General features: G+C 55.1%; 16 protein-coding genes. 7 read left to right on the top strand and 9 right to left on the bottom strand.

From position 1 onward, the window contains the following. Positions 1 to 6 precede the first annotated feature (6 nt). The gene (locus W822_RS42435; protein WP_024006875.1) at positions 7 to 921 is read right to left on the bottom strand and encodes a LysR substrate-binding domain-containing protein; all 915 of its coding nucleotides are present in this window, start codon (positions 919 to 921) and stop codon (positions 7 to 9) included. Between the two features lie 126 nt (positions 922 to 1047). Between W822_RS42435 and W822_RS42430 the strand changes: the two genes are divergently transcribed. Continuing rightward, complete coding sequence (locus W822_RS42430) at positions 1048 to 1887, top strand: class II aldolase/adducin family protein (protein WP_024006874.1); 840 nt, start codon at positions 1048 to 1050, stop codon at positions 1885 to 1887. Positions 1888 to 1995: 108 nt separating this feature from the next. Next, entirely contained in the window at positions 1996 to 3369 is a 1374-nt protein-coding gene (locus W822_RS42425) for an MFS transporter (protein WP_024006873.1), read from the top strand. 23 nt (positions 3370 to 3392) lie between these two features. Here the strand turns inward: W822_RS42425 and W822_RS42420 are convergent, their stop codons facing one another. Next, positions 3393 to 4079 carry a GntR family transcriptional regulator gene (locus tag W822_RS42420; protein WP_024006872.1) on the bottom strand — a complete coding sequence of 229 codons (687 nt, stop codon included), beginning with the start codon at positions 4077 to 4079 and terminating at the stop codon, positions 3393 to 3395. Positions 4080 to 4341: 262 nt separating this feature from the next. Between W822_RS42420 and W822_RS42415 the strand changes: the two genes are divergently transcribed. Continuing rightward, entirely contained in the window at positions 4342 to 5901 is a 1560-nt protein-coding gene (locus W822_RS42415; protein ID WP_024006871.1) for a Rieske 2Fe-2S domain-containing protein, read from the top strand. A gap of 77 nt (positions 5902 to 5978) precedes the next feature. Further along, positions 5979 to 6974 carry a PDR/VanB family oxidoreductase gene (locus tag W822_RS42410; protein WP_024006870.1) on the top strand — a complete coding sequence of 332 codons (996 nt, stop codon included), beginning with the start codon at positions 5979 to 5981 and terminating at the stop codon, positions 6972 to 6974. A gap of 58 nt (positions 6975 to 7032) precedes the next feature. On the opposite strand, the gene W822_RS42405 is transcribed toward W822_RS42410, so the two are convergent. Genes W822_RS42405 through W822_RS42395 form a run of 3 tightly spaced genes read right to left on the bottom strand, consistent with a single transcriptional unit; the run spans position 7033 to position 10971 of the window. Then, complete coding sequence (locus tag W822_RS42405; RefSeq protein ID WP_024006869.1) at positions 7033 to 9120, bottom strand: acetate--CoA ligase family protein; 2088 nt, start codon at positions 9118 to 9120, stop codon at positions 7033 to 7035. After that, a complete protein-coding gene (locus W822_RS42400; protein ID WP_024006868.1) occupies positions 9117 to 9941 on the bottom strand; it encodes an enoyl-CoA hydratase/isomerase family protein in 825 nt (274 codons plus the stop codon). The genes W822_RS42405 and W822_RS42400 overlap by 4 nt, the downstream gene beginning before the upstream one ends. 28 nt (positions 9942 to 9969) lie before the next feature. After that, positions 9970 to 10971 (bottom strand): Bug family tripartite tricarboxylate transporter substrate binding protein, encoded by a 1002-nt coding sequence (locus W822_RS42395; RefSeq protein ID WP_051401845.1) that lies wholly within the window; start codon positions 10969 to 10971, stop codon positions 9970 to 9972. A gap of 149 nt (positions 10972 to 11120) precedes the next feature. On the opposite strand from W822_RS42395, the gene W822_RS42390 reads away from it, so the two are divergent. Beyond that, positions 11121 to 11897: an IclR family transcriptional regulator gene (locus tag W822_RS42390; RefSeq protein ID WP_024006866.1), complete on the top strand. Its 777-nt coding sequence runs from the start codon at positions 11121 to 11123 to the stop codon at positions 11895 to 11897. Between the two features lie 34 nt (positions 11898 to 11931). Here the strand turns inward: W822_RS42390 and W822_RS42385 are convergent, their stop codons facing one another. Genes W822_RS42385 through W822_RS42370 form a run of 4 tightly spaced genes read right to left on the bottom strand, consistent with a single transcriptional unit; the run spans position 11932 to position 15123 of the window. Then, entirely contained in the window at positions 11932 to 12909 is a 978-nt protein-coding gene (locus W822_RS42385) for a Bug family tripartite tricarboxylate transporter substrate binding protein (RefSeq protein ID WP_024006865.1), read from the bottom strand. Positions 12910 to 12951: 42 nt separating this feature from the next. After that, on the bottom strand, positions 12952 to 13464 hold the full coding sequence (locus tag W822_RS42380; RefSeq protein WP_024006864.1) for a carboxymuconolactone decarboxylase family protein: 513 nt from the start codon (positions 13462 to 13464) through the stop codon (positions 12952 to 12954). 39 nt (positions 13465 to 13503) lie between these two features. Beyond that, positions 13504 to 14313: an SDR family NAD(P)-dependent oxidoreductase gene (locus W822_RS42375; RefSeq protein WP_024006863.1), complete on the bottom strand. Its 810-nt coding sequence runs from the start codon at positions 14311 to 14313 to the stop codon at positions 13504 to 13506. A gap of 15 nt (positions 14314 to 14328) precedes the next feature. Continuing rightward, complete coding sequence (locus W822_RS42370; protein ID WP_024006862.1) at positions 14329 to 15123, bottom strand: SDR family NAD(P)-dependent oxidoreductase; 795 nt, start codon at positions 15121 to 15123, stop codon at positions 14329 to 14331. A gap of 93 nt (positions 15124 to 15216) precedes the next feature. Between W822_RS42370 and W822_RS42365 the strand changes: the two genes are divergently transcribed. Together W822_RS42365 and W822_RS42360 are read left to right on the top strand one after the other, a co-directional pair. Beyond that, positions 15217 to 16140: a LysR family transcriptional regulator gene (locus tag W822_RS42365; protein WP_024006861.1), complete on the top strand. Its 924-nt coding sequence runs from the start codon at positions 15217 to 15219 to the stop codon at positions 16138 to 16140. A gap of 146 nt (positions 16141 to 16286) precedes the next feature. Beyond that, positions 16287 to 17498: an MFS transporter gene (locus tag W822_RS42360; protein WP_024006860.1), complete on the top strand. Its 1212-nt coding sequence runs from the start codon at positions 16287 to 16289 to the stop codon at positions 17496 to 17498.

The raw sequence follows: 17498 nt of genomic DNA, 5'->3' as shown, positions 1-17498 counted from the left end.
GCTGGCCTATTTGCGCTCGTTCATACTGTCTGGCTCGACATTCGCCACTTGATACAACCATTGCCTGAAAATACGAATTTTCGCCACCTGGTTTTCGTTGGCGCGCCAGGAAACGGTGTGCGTGACCACATCCATTTCTTTGAACATGCCTTTTCCCAGTTCAACCAAATCGCCGCGTTCCAGCTCACGCTCGGCCAGGCGTGTGCTTTCCAGTGCGATGCCCATGCCGTCGGTTGCTGCAGAGACGGACATCGCCGCCCGGTCAAAAGAGGGGCGAGGGCGAGCGGGCAAACGCAGATTATTCAACTTGAACCAACGGGCCCACGTTACATTATTCAATTGAGAGTCGATCAACACCTGTTCTTTGATCAGTTTTCCGGGGTCAACACCCGGCGTGATCAGCTTTGGGGAACAGAAGGGCACATTGCGTTCTGTGCCAAGCGGCTTATTAATGATACCGGCTCGTTCTGACATCGTGCCATAGCAGATCGACATATCCAGTTCTCGCATGCGGGTCAGGTCAACCTGCCCGGCGCCGGTTGTCAGGCGGATTGTGATATCAGGATGCGCTTTCATGAATTGGGGAAGTTTCGGCCCGAGCCATTTGACTGCGAGACTGGGTGCGCAATATAAAGCCAGCACTTGCGCCTTGGGGGCAAGCGAGACTTCGGCACAGGCCGCTTCAATCACATCAAATATCCGCGAAAGGCTATCCAGCAATCGCTGGCCTTCCAGTGTTAACTCCACGCGGCGGTTCTGGCGAACGAACAGGGCACTGCCAAAATAATCTTCAAGTTTGCGAACCTGATGACTGATTGCGGACTGGGTCAGGTGCAGCTCATGGGCGGCAAGCGTAAAGCTTTTTAACCGGGCGGCTGATTCGAATGCCCGCAGCAGGGCGAAGTTGGGGATATTTCTCATCTTTCTGGTTATCCATGAATCACATTCATGATTCCATGAAGAACTATCGTTTGTCAAGGGTCAGCCTGCGTGGGACGATGAGGGCGTTCAACCATCCATTTCACTATCTCAGCAGGAGAAACCCCCATGGCAGCTGTACTTGAAAAAACCGGCATCGTACTTGATGAAGGTCGTGTCTCTATTTACCAACCGGAACAAAAAGGATTGATCTTTCCGGAACTGCCTCAGTTTGCGAGCGTGTCTGCACATCGCCAGCATCTGAAAGAGCGCCTGGTCGCGGCATGTCGCGCATTCGCGCTGCAGGGCTACGATTATGGGTTCGCGGGTCATCTCACGATCCGCGATCCCGAAAATCCGGGTCTGTATTGGACGAACCCGATGGCGATTCACTTTTCGCAGGTAAAAGTGTCGAACCTGATTCTGGCGGATCACACCGGTAAGGTCGTTGAGGGTACCCACGCGATCAATCGGGCAGGCTTTGTATTGCACGCAGCCGTGCACGAACAGCATCAGGATATTGTGGCCATGTGTCATGCCCATACCGTTTACGGTACCGCGTTTGCCGCGCTTGGAAAACCGCTGGCTCCCATCAGCCAGGATGCAGCCGCCTTTTTTGAAGATCATGTTGTGATCGGGGATGAGGCAGGTCAGGTTGCCGTGGAGGTCAAGGCCGGCCATAAAGTGGCCAATGCATTTGCCGGCGTGAAAGCGGCAATTCATCAGAACCATGGTTTGCTCACTGCCAGCCGGCACAGCATCGAGGCCGCGGCCTTCTGGTTCATTGCGCTGGAGCGTTGTTGCCAGCAGCAATTGATGATTGAAGCAACAGGCCAAACTCCCCGGCTGGTCACGCCTGAGCGTGCTCGCTACAGTCGTGAACATGTAGGCAGCGAGTACATAGGCTGGTTGCATTTCCAGACGATCTGGGATCAGTTGGTCGCGACGCAGCCGGATATGTTTGATTGAAGATGTTTTGACGTTGAGTCGTTCCTTGCGCGCCTGATAAACGCCAAGGGACATCGAACCTGAAAAATCAGGTCGACCATTTAAACCCATTTTGTGGTGGAGACAATCATGCAGACTGAAGACGCTGTGGGACAACGTGTTGTTCCGAATGAGGCAGGGTTATATCGAAAAGTGATGTGGCGGTTATTGCCTTTTCTGTTTTTGTGCTATATGTGCGCGTATCTGGATCGCATCAACGTCAGTTTTGCAAAACTGCAAATGCTGAATGATCTGTCGTTCAGTGAAGAAATATATGGACTGGGCGCGGGCATATTTTTTGTCGGCTATTTGCTGTTCGAAGTACCCAGCAATCTGGTCCTGCTGCGTGTCGGGGCAAGACGCTGGATCGCCCGGATCATGGTGACATGGGGCGCCTTGTCGGCGTGTATGATGTTCGTCACAACGCCGACCAGTTTCTACATTCTGCGATTTTTGCTGGGCGTTGCCGAAGCGGGCTTTATTCCCGCGATTTTGCTGTACCTGACCTATTGGTTTCCTTCTTCGCGCAGAAGTAAAGTGACCGCGTTGTTTCTTACCGGTATACCGATGTCCGGGGTCATTGGCGGTCCCTTGTCAGGCTGGATACTGAATGGCATGGCCGGTGTGCATGGCTTATCCGGCTGGCAGTGGCTCTTTGTGCTGGAAGGCATTCCAACTGTTTTGATTGGTGTCGTTGCTTTCTTTTATCTGGATGACCGGGTCTCGGATGCCAAGTGGCTGAACGCAGCCGAAAAACAAGTGATCTCGTCGAACCTGGATGCGGACAAACAGGGACATCAATTGCATTCGGTCAAAGACGGATTGCTGGACCCGAAAATCTGGCTGATGAGCGGCATTTATTTCTGTTTCACCATGGGGCTGTATGGCGTGAGCTTTTGGTTGCCGTCTTTAATCAAGGCAACGGGAATAAACGATCCACTTAATATCGGACTGCTTACCGCAGTACCCTATGCCGCAGCGACCATTGCCATGGTCGTCGTCAGCAGGCGGTCCGATGCTAAGGGAGAGCGTCGATGGCATCTGGCCGTTCCAGGCATTGTCGGTGCGCTGAGCCTGTGCGCCAGTGTGATTTTTGCTCATAATCCGGCGTTCGCTATTGTTGCTCTGACCATCGGAACCATGGGCGTCATGACAACCATCTCGCAGTTCTGGGTGTTGCCGCCGGCGATTCTGGGCGGGGCGGCCGCCGCTGCGGGTATCGCCCTGGCCAATTCTGTGGGCAGTATTTCAGGTGTGGTCAGCCCGTATCTGATCGGCTGGTTTCAGACGCACACAGGTGCAACCGGTGGCGGTGTCTATGGCCTGGCAATCAGCATGTTGATCGGGAGTGCGTTGGTATTTGCCGTGCCGGCACGAATGGTTAACATTAAAAAGGTATCTGTGCCCGGCACAGATACGGAAAGTGCGGCGGCGCGTTCAAAAATGCTGGGGGCCGAAGCATGATCCATTGATAGCAGGCAGGCTGTTTACGCTGTTTCGTGATCAGCCTGCTGCTTCAGTACTTCGCTCAACCGTTTCACCAGATTGACCCGGGCGCGGCTGGTGTGAGAGTCGGTCAGTTCAACCGCCCGTTTGCTGTCTCCGGCCGCGATGGCATTGGCAATGGCCTCGTGTTCGTCCCAGATGGATTGCCGCTGAGCGGAAGATTGCAGTACGGCACCCATGACACGTCTGAGATGATTCCAGTGGACCAGCGCGCTGCCGGCGATAAGAGGGTTGCCCGAAGCCTCATAGATTGCGGTATGAAAGGCGATATCGGTATCGATCAGATCTTTGACCACGCCGCTTTGGGATGCCAGGCGGCCATTGATAATCAGTTCAGGATCGATTGTTTCCTTGCGTTCGGCAGCAAGACGCACGGCCAGCATATCGAGTGCGCCCCGGATTTCATACAGTTTGCCCGTCCAGTCCGGATCCAGGGGCGAGACAAGAATGCCGCGTCCCGGCGCGTCCTGAATGAAGCCGTCTTTCTTGAGCAGGCGTAACGCCTGCAGGACAGGGGAGCGGGAGACCGCCATTTGTTCAGCGATCTCTTCCTGCGTGATACGCGCGCCCGGTGCCAGGCTGCCGTCGCTGATGGCGTCAAGAAGTGCTTTATAGACTTCCTCGACGTAATCGGGACGGGTTTGGATTTTCATCAATTTTGTAGTCATGCTGGATTTTCAATACCTTTCGTTAATCACTTACCGGCCAGACCGGGGCGGCCAGGGGTAAAAGCGGCAGGGCAGTGACAGGGCCTTTACAAATTGTAGAGCATTCTCTGTATACAGAATACAAATTTAAGGGTTTACCCATATGTACAGGCAGATTGTGACGCTTTATTCTTTGTATACAGAGTTCAGTATACATTAAATTCTCAACACACCCTCAAAGCAAGGGGGTGGCATTTACCACACTTCACGAGGAAGACAGGACATGAACAAACCAATGGATAAAGCCGAGCAGGGCAGAAGCACCGGAACATCGGGGGGCGTCACGAAGAAATTGATCCCTTATGGCGGTTACTACACCAACAAGATCCCGGGGCATGATCCCGAACTGACAGAAGTGGGTCCGGGCACGCCCATGGGCGAATATATGCGTGGTTTCTGGCATCCCGTCTGCATGGCGATGGAGCTGACAGACACCCCGCGTTTTTTGAAGATACTTGGAGAGGAACTGGTCGCCTTCAAAGATGGCAGCGGTCGCATTGGCCTGCTGCATGCGCACTGCGCGCACCGGGGCGCGTCGCTTGAATATGGTGCCATCCAGGAACATGGCATTATGTGCTGCTATCACGGCATGGTCTTCGATGTCGATGGCACCTGTCTGCACGCGCCGTTTCCGAAAGGCGAAGAAAAGGAAGCGGAAAAATTTGCCTGCTCGATCCAGCAGGGCGCCTATAAAGCGGTTGAACGCAATGGCCTGATTTTTGCCTATATGGGGCCGCCCGAAAAAGAGCCGCCTTTTCCCGAATGGGAAGGCAACTTCACGGTAGCCGAAGGTGACGAATTGGTGCCCTTCAGCAATTTCCAGCATTGCAACTGGCTGCAGGTTCAGGATAACGCTGCGGACAATTACCACACGATGGCCTTGCATGCGGCCCGCAACGTGGTCGATGGCCACTATCAGGGAACGACATTTGATGAAGTGGGTGCCGCTTCCATGGAAGTGCCGCCGGATATGCAGTTTATTCCTGTGCATCAGGGGCGTAGCCTGGCCTGCTCGGGCGCGCGGCGCGTCGACAAGGATCGCCTCTTCATTCGGGTACAGCATCAGGTTCTGCCCAATTTGAGCCTGCACGCCTACACATCTGAAGACGGGTCGAAAAAGAAACTGTTCAGCCGTTTTCATATTATTCGCTGGACCGTGCCGGTCGATGACGAAAATGCAAAAATGATCGGATGGCGTGTCATGGGACCGGGCATTGATACGCGGGGCGTGGGCGATAAAGGAATGGTCGGCTATGAAACCATTGATTTTCTGGAGGGGCAGGTGGCCATGCGACGTCCTGAACGCTTCGGCAAATATAAACTGGAAGATATGCCGCCGATTCCGCCGAATCATCGGGAACGCGCCAATTACAAAGAATGCCAGTATGCGCCCGGCGATTACGAGGCGATCATCAGTCAGCGTCCGATTGCGGTCCACGCGCTGGAAAATCCGACAAAATTTGACGCAGGTCTGTATATGTTCAGGAAAATGCTGCGTGATGCCATTCGGGGCAAAAATCCTGCGGCATCGCCTGACGGGTTCCGCGACTGGCTGCTTGAGTCTGCCGGGACACCCAACAGCTATTGCTCGGGAAATGTGTTCGATTTGCCTGAAGCCGCCACGGTAGAGGATGAGGTGGCGCAGCGACGCTTCGTTGCCAAACAGATCGTTGCCATTCTGACCGAAAGCGACAAGCATAAAGGGGCCGATCGGGCAGACTTCGTGCGCGAGAAAATGGAGTTGCTGGAGCAATCGGCAAAACAAACTTACGGCGGTCAGTAAGCCTGAATGTTCCGGTGGCATGGCGTCCGCCGGAACACTGTACGAACGCAGTTTAATGATGGTAAAAAGGTGTGAAGATGGAGACCCATTCAGTTAACCAGATGGCATCAACGCTGTCGCTGCTGGTCAGGCAGATTCGCTACGAGGCAGCCGGCATCAATTCATATGAGCTGGTCCATCCCGAAGGCGAAGACCTGCCGGTGTTTTCTGCCGGCGCCCATCTGGATATTCATATTCAGCCAGGGCTTGTGCGGCAATATTCGCTTTGCAATGATCCGTCAGAACGAAAGCGGTATGTGATTGCCGTACTGAAGTCGGAAGACGGGCAGGGGGGGTCAAAGTCCCTGCATGAATCTGTCCATGTACAGGATATCGTCAAGGTCAGTGTTCCGCGCAATCACTTTGCGCTGGCGCCGGATGCCAGAAAAGCGATCCTTCTTGCCGGCGGAATCGGCATTACACCTTTGAAGTCGATGATTCACGAGCTCGACAGGACAGGAACCGAGTATGAACTGCATTACTGTGCAAAAAATCAATCCTGCGTTGCGTTCCTGGACAGTTTTGGCGGGCGTGAGAATATCCATTTTCACTTCGATAATGGAGACCCGGCTCAGGGATTGAATATTGCAGCGTTGCTGAGCAGGCCGGAAAACGGAACCCATGTGTATTTTTGTGGCCCGCCCGGATTTATGAGCGCGTGTTCAAACGCTACTCAGAATTGGCCAGGCGGCGCCGTGCATTGTGAATACTTCAAGGCACCGGTGGCCGACAGTAATGGCAGCAGTCGTGCTGACTCGAGCTCGACAGGCGATGGCAGTTTCAGTGTCCGAATCGCCAGCACAGGGCAGACCATTACCGTGCCGGCAGAAACAAGTCTTATTGACGCCCTGGCCGAAGCCGGTATTCAGCTTGAAACGTCCTGTGTATCGGGTTTATGCGGGACATGTAAAGTCCGATATCTGGAAGGAGAAGTCGATCACCAGGATTACATTCTGGACGCGCAAGAGCAAAGTGAATATTTGACTGCGTGCGTATCCAGGGCGAAAAGCCAGTTACTGGTACTTGATCTGTAATGAGGCACTGCTGCAGGGGGGTAATTCATCCCCTGCATCCGGTACACATCTGTGATATTTATTCAGATAGAATCGCAATCCCATCCGCCGCTTTCACCCCCTGGCCTTCTGGAAGCACAAACAGCGGATTGATTTCGGCGACGGTGAGTTTGTCACCGAGATCGGCCACCATATTTGAAAACGCCACGATGGCTTGTGCCAGCGCCTTCTGGTCCGCTTTTATCCTGCCGCGATAACCATCCAGTAAGGGCCAGGTACGCAGATCACGCATCAGGCTATAGGCATCGTCCAGGTTCAGGCCTCCATGCGTGGGCAGCAGACGCATGCTGGTGTCTTTCAGCAGTTCCGCTGTCACGCCACCCATGCCCAGCAGAATGGCGCTGCCCAACGCGTCACGATGAAAGCCCAGAATCAGCTCGACGCCGTCGGTGACCATTTCCTGAACAAGAAACTGGTCGGGGCACACCCCTGCCTTTAGGCTGACTTCCTTTTGCATTTGAACAATGCGATCGGAAACCTGCTGTGGTGCGATGCCCACCGCCACGCCACCGACATCGCTTTTATGCAGAATGTCAGCGGATACAATTTTCAATACCACGCGGCTGCCGAGTGCCTGCGCTGCTTCTTGCGCTTGGGTTGGCGTGGATACGATGGTTTCGCGCACACCCGGAATGCCAAAGCGTGCAAACAATGCTTTGGCTTGTGCTTCGTTCAGGGAACCGTGGGGAAGGTCGGCCAGGGCGACGTCGATTCTTTCGGCATTCGTGCTCTCTGATGGCAGCCCGTCTTTAGTCTGCCACAGGGCATCGAGAGCAACGGCGCAGCTTTCGGGCTCCATAAAAGCCGGAATGCCTCGCTGGTTCAACAGGCACGCGACATTGGGCGCATGCGGGCTGACAAAAGCAAGAATGGGTTTGTTCGTGTGAGGCAGGCAATCGTCAATGGCATTTGCCATGAGCTCGGGTTGCGCAAGACTGGACGAGCCCACGACCATGATAAGCGCATCGTAATCGCTGCTGTCAGCGAGAGCGCGAATCGCACCGCGCAACAAGTCCGGTTGTAAACCCGCCAGCGTGACGTCAACCGGATTGCGATCCAGGGCTGCCGGCATGCCTGTCTGCAACGCGCGCAAGGTGGATGACGTTTCGACACCCGGTGCAGGGGTCTCGAAATCGGCCACGCCCAGACTGTCTGAAACAAGGGTTCCCGCGCCACCTGTCGAGGTCAGAATCGCGATGCGCCTGCCGTGCAGTGTTCTGCCTGTTGCAAGTGCACTCGGCATGTCCAGCAAATCCGTAAATCGCTGGGCCCGTATGACGCCGGTCTGCCTGAACAGTGCATCGTACATGGTATCCTGGCCAGCCAGTGCGCCGGTATGGGAAACCGCCGCCTGGGCGCCTGCTTCGGATCGACCGATTTTGAACGCGACGATGGGTTTGCCCGCAAGTCGTGCACGCAGAGCGGCAGCGCGGAATTTCTGCGGATGGCGAATGGCTTCAATATAAAGCGCGATGACGCGCGTCGCGTCATCATCGACCAGGTAGTCGATGAAATCGGCCAGTTCCAGATCCACTTCATTGCTGGTGGAAATCAGCTTGGACATGCCGACGCCGCGCGCTGCGGCGCGTGAGAGCAGGGCCCCCAGAATGCCGCCGCTTTGCGATACCACGCCCAGGGAACCGGCCGGAAAATGATCCATTTCCAGTGCGCCGCTTGCCGACAAGGGAATATTGTCTGTCAGGTTGACCAGGCCGATGGTATTGGGGCCTAATATGCGCATCGGACCGGCTGCCTCGCGCAACTGTTGCTGCAGCCGCTGTCCGTCTTCTCCGGCCTCTGAATACCCGCTGGCCAGCACAATGGCGGCGCCGGTACCTTTGCTGGCAAGTTCGGCCACTGCCTGCTGCGCGCGCCCTGCGCCCAGCAGCACGATCGCCACATCCGGAACGCCGGGGATGGCATCGATATCGGGATAACAAGGCACATCCCCTATATGCGAGACCCGCGGGTTGACCGGGTAAATAGCGCCTTCAAAGCCATGTTTTTGCAAATAGGACAGGGGCCGGCCGGCCGTTTTCTGCAGATCGGCCGAGGCACCGATGATGGCAACGCTGCGCGGTTGAATCAGGCGTGATATTGCATTCATGATTGCTGCTTGTGCTCCGTGGATGAGGCTGTTTTTTTATCCGCCATTTTTGCGAGAAAGGCTTTTACCGATTCACGGTGCTCGGTGCTGGTATAACAGATCCCCTGAGCCTGGCTGCCCTGCGCGAATGCCTCGGTAGCCGTCAGCTCGAATGTCTGGTTCAGAATGGTTTTGCCCAGCGCAAGTGCTGTACCGGAACCGGCGCTCAGTTCTCGTGCCCATTGTTGAGCATCGCTCAGCAACGCATCCGGTGAGGTGGTTCGATCGGCGATTCCCAAAGCCAGTGCTTCTTCTGCCTTGACAGTGCGTCCGCTGAATATGAGTTCCTTGGCTTTGGGCAGACCGATACGCCGTGGCAAAAAATACATGCCGCCGCCGTCCGGAATCAGGCCACGGTTGATATACGACCAGGTGAATGTCGCGGCATCCGAAGCAACAATAAAATCGCAACTCATGGCTGTGTCAGCGCCCAGTCCTGATGCGGCGCCGTTGACGGCGGCAATGGTCGGTTTAGGCATCGTATGCAGCAGTGCGACCGCATGATGGACCCGTTGTTGCCGGCTCCATCCATTCATCGCGACTTCGCCCGCAGGGGCGTCCATGCGTCGCTGCATGCCGGCAACGTCGCCGCCCGCGCAGAAACCTTTGCCGTTGCCTGTCAGCACCAGTGCACGAATCGTGTTGTCCGCTGCAATGTCTTCCAGAACCCGTATGAATTCGGTACGCATATCGTCGCTCATGGCATTGCGCTTCTCGGGGCGGTTCAAAAACACGGTTGCAATACCGGCATGCACCTCAACGTTGATCAGGGCATTTTTCATTTTCTTCAATTCCTTTTATGGGTGGGTTCTAGTCGAGTGTGATATTGCTGGCGGAAATCACCTTTTTCCAGCGTGCTTGCTCGCCTTTGATATAGTCATCCAGGTCTTTTGGCGTACCGGTCGAGATGACAAGGCCTTCGCCCTGAACTTTCGCACGGAACGTTTCATCATTGGCCGCCTTGTGTGCAGCTGCGTTGAGTTTTTCAATGACATCAGCAGGCGTGCCTGCCGGGGCATACAGGCCGTACCAGGCGTCCAGAACGTAATCCGGCACACCGCTTTCGGCAATGGTCGGAATGTCGGGCAACTTGGGAGAACGCTCTGCGGAGGTCACGCCCAGGGCGCGCAAGGTGCCCGCTTCCAGTGACGGACCGACCGCTGCGGCCGTCCCGAACATCATGTCGACATGACCACCCAGCAGATCATTGAGCGCAGGGCCCGCACCCCGGTAGGGGACATGGGACATGTTTACTTTGGCCAGGGACTCCAGCATTTCGCCGGCCAGATGCGCTGAGGTGCCAACGCCTTGAGAAGCGTAGGTGAGTGTCCCCGGCTTCTGTTTTGCCGCTTCGATCAACGCTTTCACCGATTTGATCGGGCTGTCCGGTTTGACGACCAGTACGTTAGGGGAATGACCGATCATGCTGATCGCAGCAAAAGCCTTGTCGGTATCGTAGGGTAGTTTGGGATGCAAATAGGGATTGACGACATGGGCAAAGGTCGCCATCAGCAGCGTGTATCCGTCAGGCTTGGCACGTGCCACTTCGTCTGAGCCGATGGTAGTGCCGGCGCCCGGCTTGTTTTCAACAATGATGGTCTGGTGCAGGTCTTTACTCATGCCTTCGGCGATCAGCCGGGAAATCATGTCCGTACCGCCGCCCGGTGCGAATGGCACGATCAGCCGGATAGGGCGTTCCGGGTATGCCGCGTACGTTGCGGAAACGGGCACGAGCGACGCAAGTCCCGTGATCGTGAAAAGCGTCGCACGGATCGTTTGTCGCCAGCGTTTGGATATCGTAATCTGTATCATTGTCTCTCCTGTTATTTTGTCTGTCTGAAGGGTAGTTGCACGTTCGTCTTACTGGCGTATGCGCTTGAATATGACGTTTGCAGTTTATGCGGTAAACTGCACAAACGTAATACGACAATTTCACTAGATGGAAATACAGGCAGGGACAGATGACGAAAAATTCGGCGCAACAACGTCTGGCACGACCGGCACAAAACAGATCGCTGGAACGCGGAATTGATATTCTGCGGGCTTTTCGTCCAGGGGCCGATTTGATCGGGAACAGCGAATTGAGCGAACGTACCGGCATTGCACCGGCCACGGTCAGCCGCCTGACGCAAACACTGGTGCGCACCGGTATGCTGGAATACGATGCACGAGAGCGGGCCTATCGGCTGGCGGCTCCATTGCTCAGTTTTGCACACGCAATGCGCTCGGCTTCTGCCGTGCTGAAAAGTGCTGCACCCCTGATGCAACGCGTGGCCCAAACGCACAAAATCAATGTGGGTATTGCCACCATTGACGGGGACGAGATGGTCTATCTGGAATCAGTGCGCTTCAATAAAAAGGTGTCACTGCGCAATGTGGTCGCCGGCCAGCGCGTGCCGATTGAACTGACTTCGCTTGGACGCGCTTATCTGGCCAGTCTTTCACTCACAGAACAACGTGCGCTGTTGCAGCGGCTGCATCTTCGGCGTCATGCGGACTGGGCGTCGCTGGAGGGGGATATTCTCAGATCGGTCAGGCAGGTTCAGAAGTCAGGCTACTGCCTGGCTTCGTGGCAGCCCAATGTGATCGCACTGGCAACACCGCTACGCTACCAGTTTCATCCTGTTCATGTTTTGAATGTCAGTGTCAATACCCAGAGGGATCCGGCGGAGATTGAAAAGGAACTCAGTCCGGTTTTGCTGGGTCTTGCCGCAGCACTGCTTGAGGCCGAAGAATGATGCAACAGCGATCGGCCCGGCAGATGCCGCACCCTCATTTTCCGATCGTCAATCCGTCGATCGCCTCTGCAAACATCGTTTTCTGTTCCTGCAAATAGGCGGCATAGGCTTCGGGATCCAGCAATTGCACTTCTGCGCCCAGTGTGGCCAGATTTTTGGTGATTTCATCTTTATGCGAGGCAACGGCTTTTTTTGCTGCCTGGTAGATGGCGTCAATCCTGTCTTTTGGAGTTCCCTTGGGCGCCACAATACCGTAGAGTGCGGGACTGTTCACGCCATAACCCAACTCTGCCGTCGTCGGTACATCGGGCAAAAGGGCGGTGCGACGATCGCTGATGACGGCCAGTGCCCGCAATCTGCCGGCCTTCACATAACCCAGCGCCGGTGCGATTGCTGCGGTCGCCATGTCAATTTCCTTACCCAGCAAATCGACCACTGCCGGTGTACTTCCCTGATAGGGAACATGCATGAGCTGCACTTTAGCATTTTTTGAAAAAATTTCGGTCAGCAAATGGGTGATACCCATTGTTCCCGAACTGCCGTAGGTGATCGTACCTGGCTTTTGCTTTGCGGCCTTGACCAGATCGTCCAGCGTTTTATAAGGAGAGTCAGCCGGTACCAGGAGCAAAAATGCGCCTTTCGAGAACGCGGCAATCGGCGCGAAGGATTCCGTTTCATATTTGATTTCTTTGTTTGCAAGTGGCACGATCACCAATGCACCGGGTGAGCTGCCCACCAGTGTATAGCCGTCCGGCTTGGCGTTGGCGACCTGACCGGCACCGACGCCACCGCCTGCACCAGGTTTGTATTGCAGGACGACGGGCTGTCCCAGGGTGTCGCGCATCCGGTCTGCGATGGGGCGCAACATTTTATCCGTATCGCCAGGGGCGAAGGGAATGACCAACTGGATCGGCTCTTTCGGAAAGGATTCCTGCGCCGCAGCCGAATGCATCATGAACGCGCCGCAGAGCAATGCGATGGCTGTTTTCCAGCCTTTGAATATTGTGTTCATCTTTTGTCTCCTCGTTATTGTGCCAGGATTTACCTGTCTTGATTAATCATGGTCGATCTGTAGCGCCTCCAGGAAGCGGGAAACCATGTTGTAGGCGGCGATGGTGGCGGTGACTTCCACCAGTTCCTGTTCATTGAAATAAGGTCGAATTGCCTCAAATGTTTCATCGGGTACGCGGATCTGGCGTGTCATGGCGTCGCAGTATGCCAGGGCCGCTTTATCCCGATCGCTGAAATCCTGTAGCCTGTTTTCCCGCAACTGCTCCATCTGAGACTGCGTATAGCCTGCTCGAATGGCAAATGGCATGTGTTGCGCAAACTCGTAGTCCGCTTCGTTCAGGACGGCCACGCGCATGATCAGCAACTCCCGCACATCGGCTGCGAGTGAGCTTTTCTGGCGAACTGCAGTCAGAAAATTCAGCCAGCCTTCGGCAATGGGAGGGCTATTGAGCAGCATTCCATACAGATGAAATATTTCTCCACGCTCTTTCGTGATGCGTTTTTCCAGCTCGGCGGTTTCCGGCCGATTTAGTGTTGCATAGGGTATTCTTGCCATTGTGGCTCCTTATCAGGTTTGAAATAATGGGGGAATCATTCAGTCGCAACGCGCGCTCATGCCTCCGTCTACGACCAATTCTGTTCCGGTGATAAAACGGGCTTCATCCGAAGCCAAGAAAAGGATGGCATTTGCCGTATCGCGTCCATCGCCGGTGAATGGTAACGGAATTCTCGCCTGGCGACGCGCAAGCAGCGCCGATGTGTCCCCATCGGCCTGATCCCGTGCCAGGAAGGCATCCACCAGGGGCGTATGAAGTTGGCCGGGGACGACGGTATTGACGCGAATGCCACTGGGTGCATGCTCGACAGCGGCTACACGGCCAAACTGAATGACGCCGGCTTTGGCAGACGCATACGCGATCTGGGCAGCACCCGTCCACCGAATGCCTGAGGTTGACGCCACATTGACAATCGCGCCGCTCTCTTGCGATTGCATAATGGGCAATACATGCCGGCATGTCAGAAACACGCTGCTCAAATTCAGATCAAGTTGCGCCTGCCATTGTGCCAGGGTCAGCGTAGTGGGGCCGCCTGGCACGGGGGCACCCACATTGTTGACCAGAATATCAATGCGACCGTATTTCTGCTGGGTGGCGTGCGCCAGCGCCTGCACGGCGTTATCATCTGTTACATCGCACGTAGTCGGCGCGATGGCGTCGGCATGTTCACCTGCCAATTGCCGGGTTTCCTGCATGGCGTCCAGATCCCGGTCTACCGCAACGACGATCGCACCTTCCTGGGCCAGCCTAACCGCCGTGGCGCGGCCATTGCCCCAGCCTGCGCCGACGCTTCCGGCCCCCGTCACAATCGCGACTTTACCGTTTACACGGCCTTTGAACTGTGTCACACCAGTCTCCGACAGTTAAGGGGTGGTCATGGTCACGCCGCCGTCGACCACGATCTGTTGGGCCGTGATGTAGCGACTTTCATCACTGGCCAGAAAAAGGACGGCGTGCGCAATATCCCAGGCATCGCCCATGCGCCCCATCGGCACCTGGCCGTGGCGGTGAGCAACGAAGGCTTCATAATCGCCGCCTGCATATTTTTTTGCCAGGCGCTCAACCAGGGGAGTGAACATCAATCCGGGCACGACTGAGTTAAGCCGGATATTTTTTTTCGCATAAATGACGGCTGTAGTCGTGGTCATTTGCATCAGGGCCGCCTTTGCCGCTGCATAGGCCACTTGCGGTTTTCCCACGTAACGCAGGCCGGCGACAGAAGACATATTGATAATCGAGCCGCCTTCCTGGGCTTCCATGATGGGAATAACGTGCTTGCAACACAGGAAAGCAGAGGTGAGATTGACCTGTAATTGCTCATGCCAGACCGCTTCGTCCATGGTGACCGGATCGCCGGGTTCTGAGCGGCCCACGTTATTGACCAGAATATCGATGCGGCCGTACTGTGCAATGCAGTTGGCGACCATGTCGGCGACCTGGGCGGACTGGGTTACGTCGCAGGGCTGCACGGTCGCGGCGCCGCCTTCTTCCAGAATAATATCGCGCGTTCGTTCTGCCGCTTCCTGATTCAGGTCGCATCCATAAACGGTCGCACCCTGTCTGGCCAGCATCACGGCAGTCGCCTTGCCATTGCCCCAGCCGCTTTCCATTGTCCCGCAACCTGTCACCAGGGCTACTTTGTTATCCAGTCTTAGCATATGTTCACCTGTTTTATCTGTACAGGATCAAGGTTACACTTGAGACGACAAAAGAATAAGTTCTTTTTTTTACTTATTTGATAGAGAAAAGGCATGAATCTATCTCCAAGGCATCTGCATATTTTTGTAACACTGGCCGATTCATTGAGTTTTCACAAAGCCGCAGACCAATTGCATATGACCCAGCCAACGCTGAGCAAACTGGTCAGGACGATTGAAGAGAGCGTGGGCGTTCGACTTTTCGAGCGCAGTACCCGGCATGTGGGCCTGACCCGGGACGGCCAGGCGCTACTGGAGGTGGCCCGCAAGGTTGTTTCCGGCTACCAGACAGGATTGAACAATTTCGAGCAGATGGTCCGCTTGCGCAATCAGCGCATGGCCATTGCCGCCTTGCCGACGCTGGCCGCAACGCTCTTGCCCAGACTGATCCGCACGCTGGGCAAGACGAATCCGCAGGCGCAGGTGCAGGTCTTTGATCTGATCGCCAACGAGGCCATGGAACTGCTTTATGACAGAAAAGTCGATATTGTCCTGGCGGCAAGAGAAAACACCGTCGATGGCTTGCGCTTCACCAAACTGTTTGTGGAGCCCTTTGTGCTGATGCACCGGCCCGATGTCGCGGTGCCGCTCAAACGCTGGGACATAGAGGGGCTGGCGGCGCTGCCGATTATTTCCATGCCGGAGGGTACCAGCACCCGGGCGGGTGTCGACCAGTATTTCTCTGAACGTGGGGCGACGTTCACACCCGCGTTTGCACTGCGGGATTTAAACACCATTTCCCAGTTTGTGCGAGCCGGGTGTGGCATGGCCTTGCTGCCCCTGTCGGCGGCTCGGCCCTTCATCAAAGAGGATTTGCGTATATTGACACTCAAGGGCGCGCCCAATCGTCAGATCGGTATTTTCACATTGAAAGGCCAAAGTCATTCGAAACTCACGTTGCAGGTGATGCGTGATCTGGTTGAAATGAGCGCTCAGATGACCATGCCGATTGAGTCCGAGAATCAAAGCCGCCTTTAAAGTGGAAGGCAAGACCGCCGCGAAATCTTGTTGTGCATAACTCATAAGACGCAGTGCGCTACAATCGAACCTCTCATTATTTTTACAAACCCGATCCGAGGCATCCGTTGAATACGCAGGCAATTCCAATAAATAAAGTCAAACTCATGCTTTATTTTCTGCTGTCCGGGTTCATATTGAGTCAGGCCTACCGCACCATGGGGGGCATTCTGTCGGTGCCGCTCAAAACCGAATTCATGCTCAATAGCGACCGGCTTGCCGGAGTGATTGGTTCCTTTCATATTGCCTTCGGCGGTTTGCAACTGTTGATCGGCCTATTGATCGACAATTTTGGAATACGCAAAACGATATTGGCCATTTCGCCGTTTTCGGTCATTGGGGCAGTATTGTCTGCTGCGGCGGTGACGCCGGCGATGTTGCAGTGGGGGCAGATTCTGATCGGCTTCGGTTGTGCACCGGCATTCCTTGTGTGCATCGTGCTGATGGCGCGACACTTCACCGGCAAGCAATTTTCCATGATGTATGCCTTTGCACTGGGTTCGGGTAGCCTCGGGCTGGTTTTCACATCGACACCGACGGCCTGGCTGGTTGAGCACCTTGGCTGGCGCAGCTGCTTTTACATTTTGGCCGTGTTAAGTTTTCTCACCTGGTTGCTGATTTTCTTTGGTGTGCGCAATGTTGATGAAAAATCCGATTCCGCAGCGCTTAGCATAAAGCAGAAAGCAGTCACGGCGGTTCGTTCCATTTCCGGCTATAAATCCCTGCTGCAAATCCGCGAAACACCAGGCATTCTTGCGCTGGTATTCGTGATCTATGCTGCGTTTCTGACCCTGCGCGGATTGTGGCTGGGGCCGCTGCTGGTTGAACGTCATCAGGTCAGTCTGGTATTTGCAGGCAATCTGGCTTTGTTGTTATCGATTATTTCAGTATTCAGTCCAATGCTGTTCGGGCGCCTGGACCCTGGCCCGGGAAAGCGGTACCGGTATCTGTGCATCGAGCCGTGGATTCTGGTGGTCGGTTTTGTGGTGCTTGCGTATAGCCAACAATTATGGGTCAGCATTCTTTCTATCGTTGTCATTGCCATTGCAGCCTGCAATACGGTCTGGCAACTGGCGGATGCCAAGGAAGTTTATCCGCAGCACTTGCAGGGCAGGGCGATCGCGTTGTTCAACACATCGCTCTTCATGGGCGCGTCGTTCATGCAATGGATCTCGGGAAAAGCGCATGATATTTTCCGGCTGCAGGACGGCGATATTTTTACGTCTGCATTTTTGATGTCTGCCATTGTATTGTCGGTTGGCATTGTCGCGTACATCGTATTAAGAAGGCCAGTGCGCGGTGTACCGGCGAACCGCTGA

Source organism: Advenella kashmirensis W13003, assembly GCF_000506985.1.
GTDB classification, from domain to species: Bacteria; Pseudomonadota; Gammaproteobacteria; order Burkholderiales; family Burkholderiaceae_B; genus Advenella; species Advenella kashmirensis_A.
Note: the sequence above shows the minus strand (reverse complement) of the source record. Positions and strands in the feature narration are given on the sequence as shown.

What these genes read in the sequence shown, in the direction of transcription:
- W822_RS42435 (WP_024006875.1), bottom strand. Translation starts at nt 921, where the DNA reads ATGAGAAATATCCCCAACTTCGCCCTGCTGCGGGCATTCGAATCAGCC.
- W822_RS42430 (WP_024006874.1), top strand. Translation starts at nt 1,048, where the DNA reads ATGGCAGCTGTACTTGAAAAAACCGGCATCGTACTTGATGAAGGTCGT.
- W822_RS42425 (WP_024006873.1), top strand. Translation starts at nt 1,996, where the DNA reads ATGCAGACTGAAGACGCTGTGGGACAACGTGTTGTTCCGAATGAGGCA.
- W822_RS42420 (WP_024006872.1), bottom strand. Translation starts at nt 4,079, where the DNA reads ATGACTACAAAATTGATGAAAATCCAAACCCGTCCCGATTACGTCGAG.
- W822_RS42415 (WP_024006871.1), top strand. Translation starts at nt 4,342, where the DNA reads ATGAACAAACCAATGGATAAAGCCGAGCAGGGCAGAAGCACCGGAACA.
- W822_RS42410 (WP_024006870.1), top strand. Translation starts at nt 5,979, where the DNA reads ATGGAGACCCATTCAGTTAACCAGATGGCATCAACGCTGTCGCTGCTG.
- W822_RS42405 (WP_024006869.1), bottom strand. Translation starts at nt 9,120, where the DNA reads ATGAATGCAATATCACGCCTGATTCAACCGCGCAGCGTTGCCATCATC.
- W822_RS42400 (WP_024006868.1), bottom strand. Translation starts at nt 9,941, where the DNA reads ATGAAAAATGCCCTGATCAACGTTGAGGTGCATGCCGGTATTGCAACC.
- W822_RS42395 (WP_051401845.1), bottom strand. Translation starts at nt 10,971, where the DNA reads ATGATACAGATTACGATATCCAAACGCTGGCGACAAACGATCCGTGCG.
- W822_RS42390 (WP_024006866.1), top strand. Translation starts at nt 11,121, where the DNA reads ATGACGAAAAATTCGGCGCAACAACGTCTGGCACGACCGGCACAAAAC.
- W822_RS42385 (WP_024006865.1), bottom strand. Translation starts at nt 12,909, where the DNA reads ATGAACACAATATTCAAAGGCTGGAAAACAGCCATCGCATTGCTCTGC.
- W822_RS42380 (WP_024006864.1), bottom strand. Translation starts at nt 13,464, where the DNA reads ATGGCAAGAATACCCTATGCAACACTAAATCGGCCGGAAACCGCCGAG.
- W822_RS42370 (WP_024006862.1), bottom strand. Translation starts at nt 15,123, where the DNA reads ATGCTAAGACTGGATAACAAAGTAGCCCTGGTGACAGGTTGCGGGACA.
- W822_RS42365 (WP_024006861.1), top strand. Translation starts at nt 15,217, where the DNA reads ATGAATCTATCTCCAAGGCATCTGCATATTTTTGTAACACTGGCCGAT.
- W822_RS42360 (WP_024006860.1), top strand. Translation starts at nt 16,287, where the DNA reads ATGCTTTATTTTCTGCTGTCCGGGTTCATATTGAGTCAGGCCTACCGC.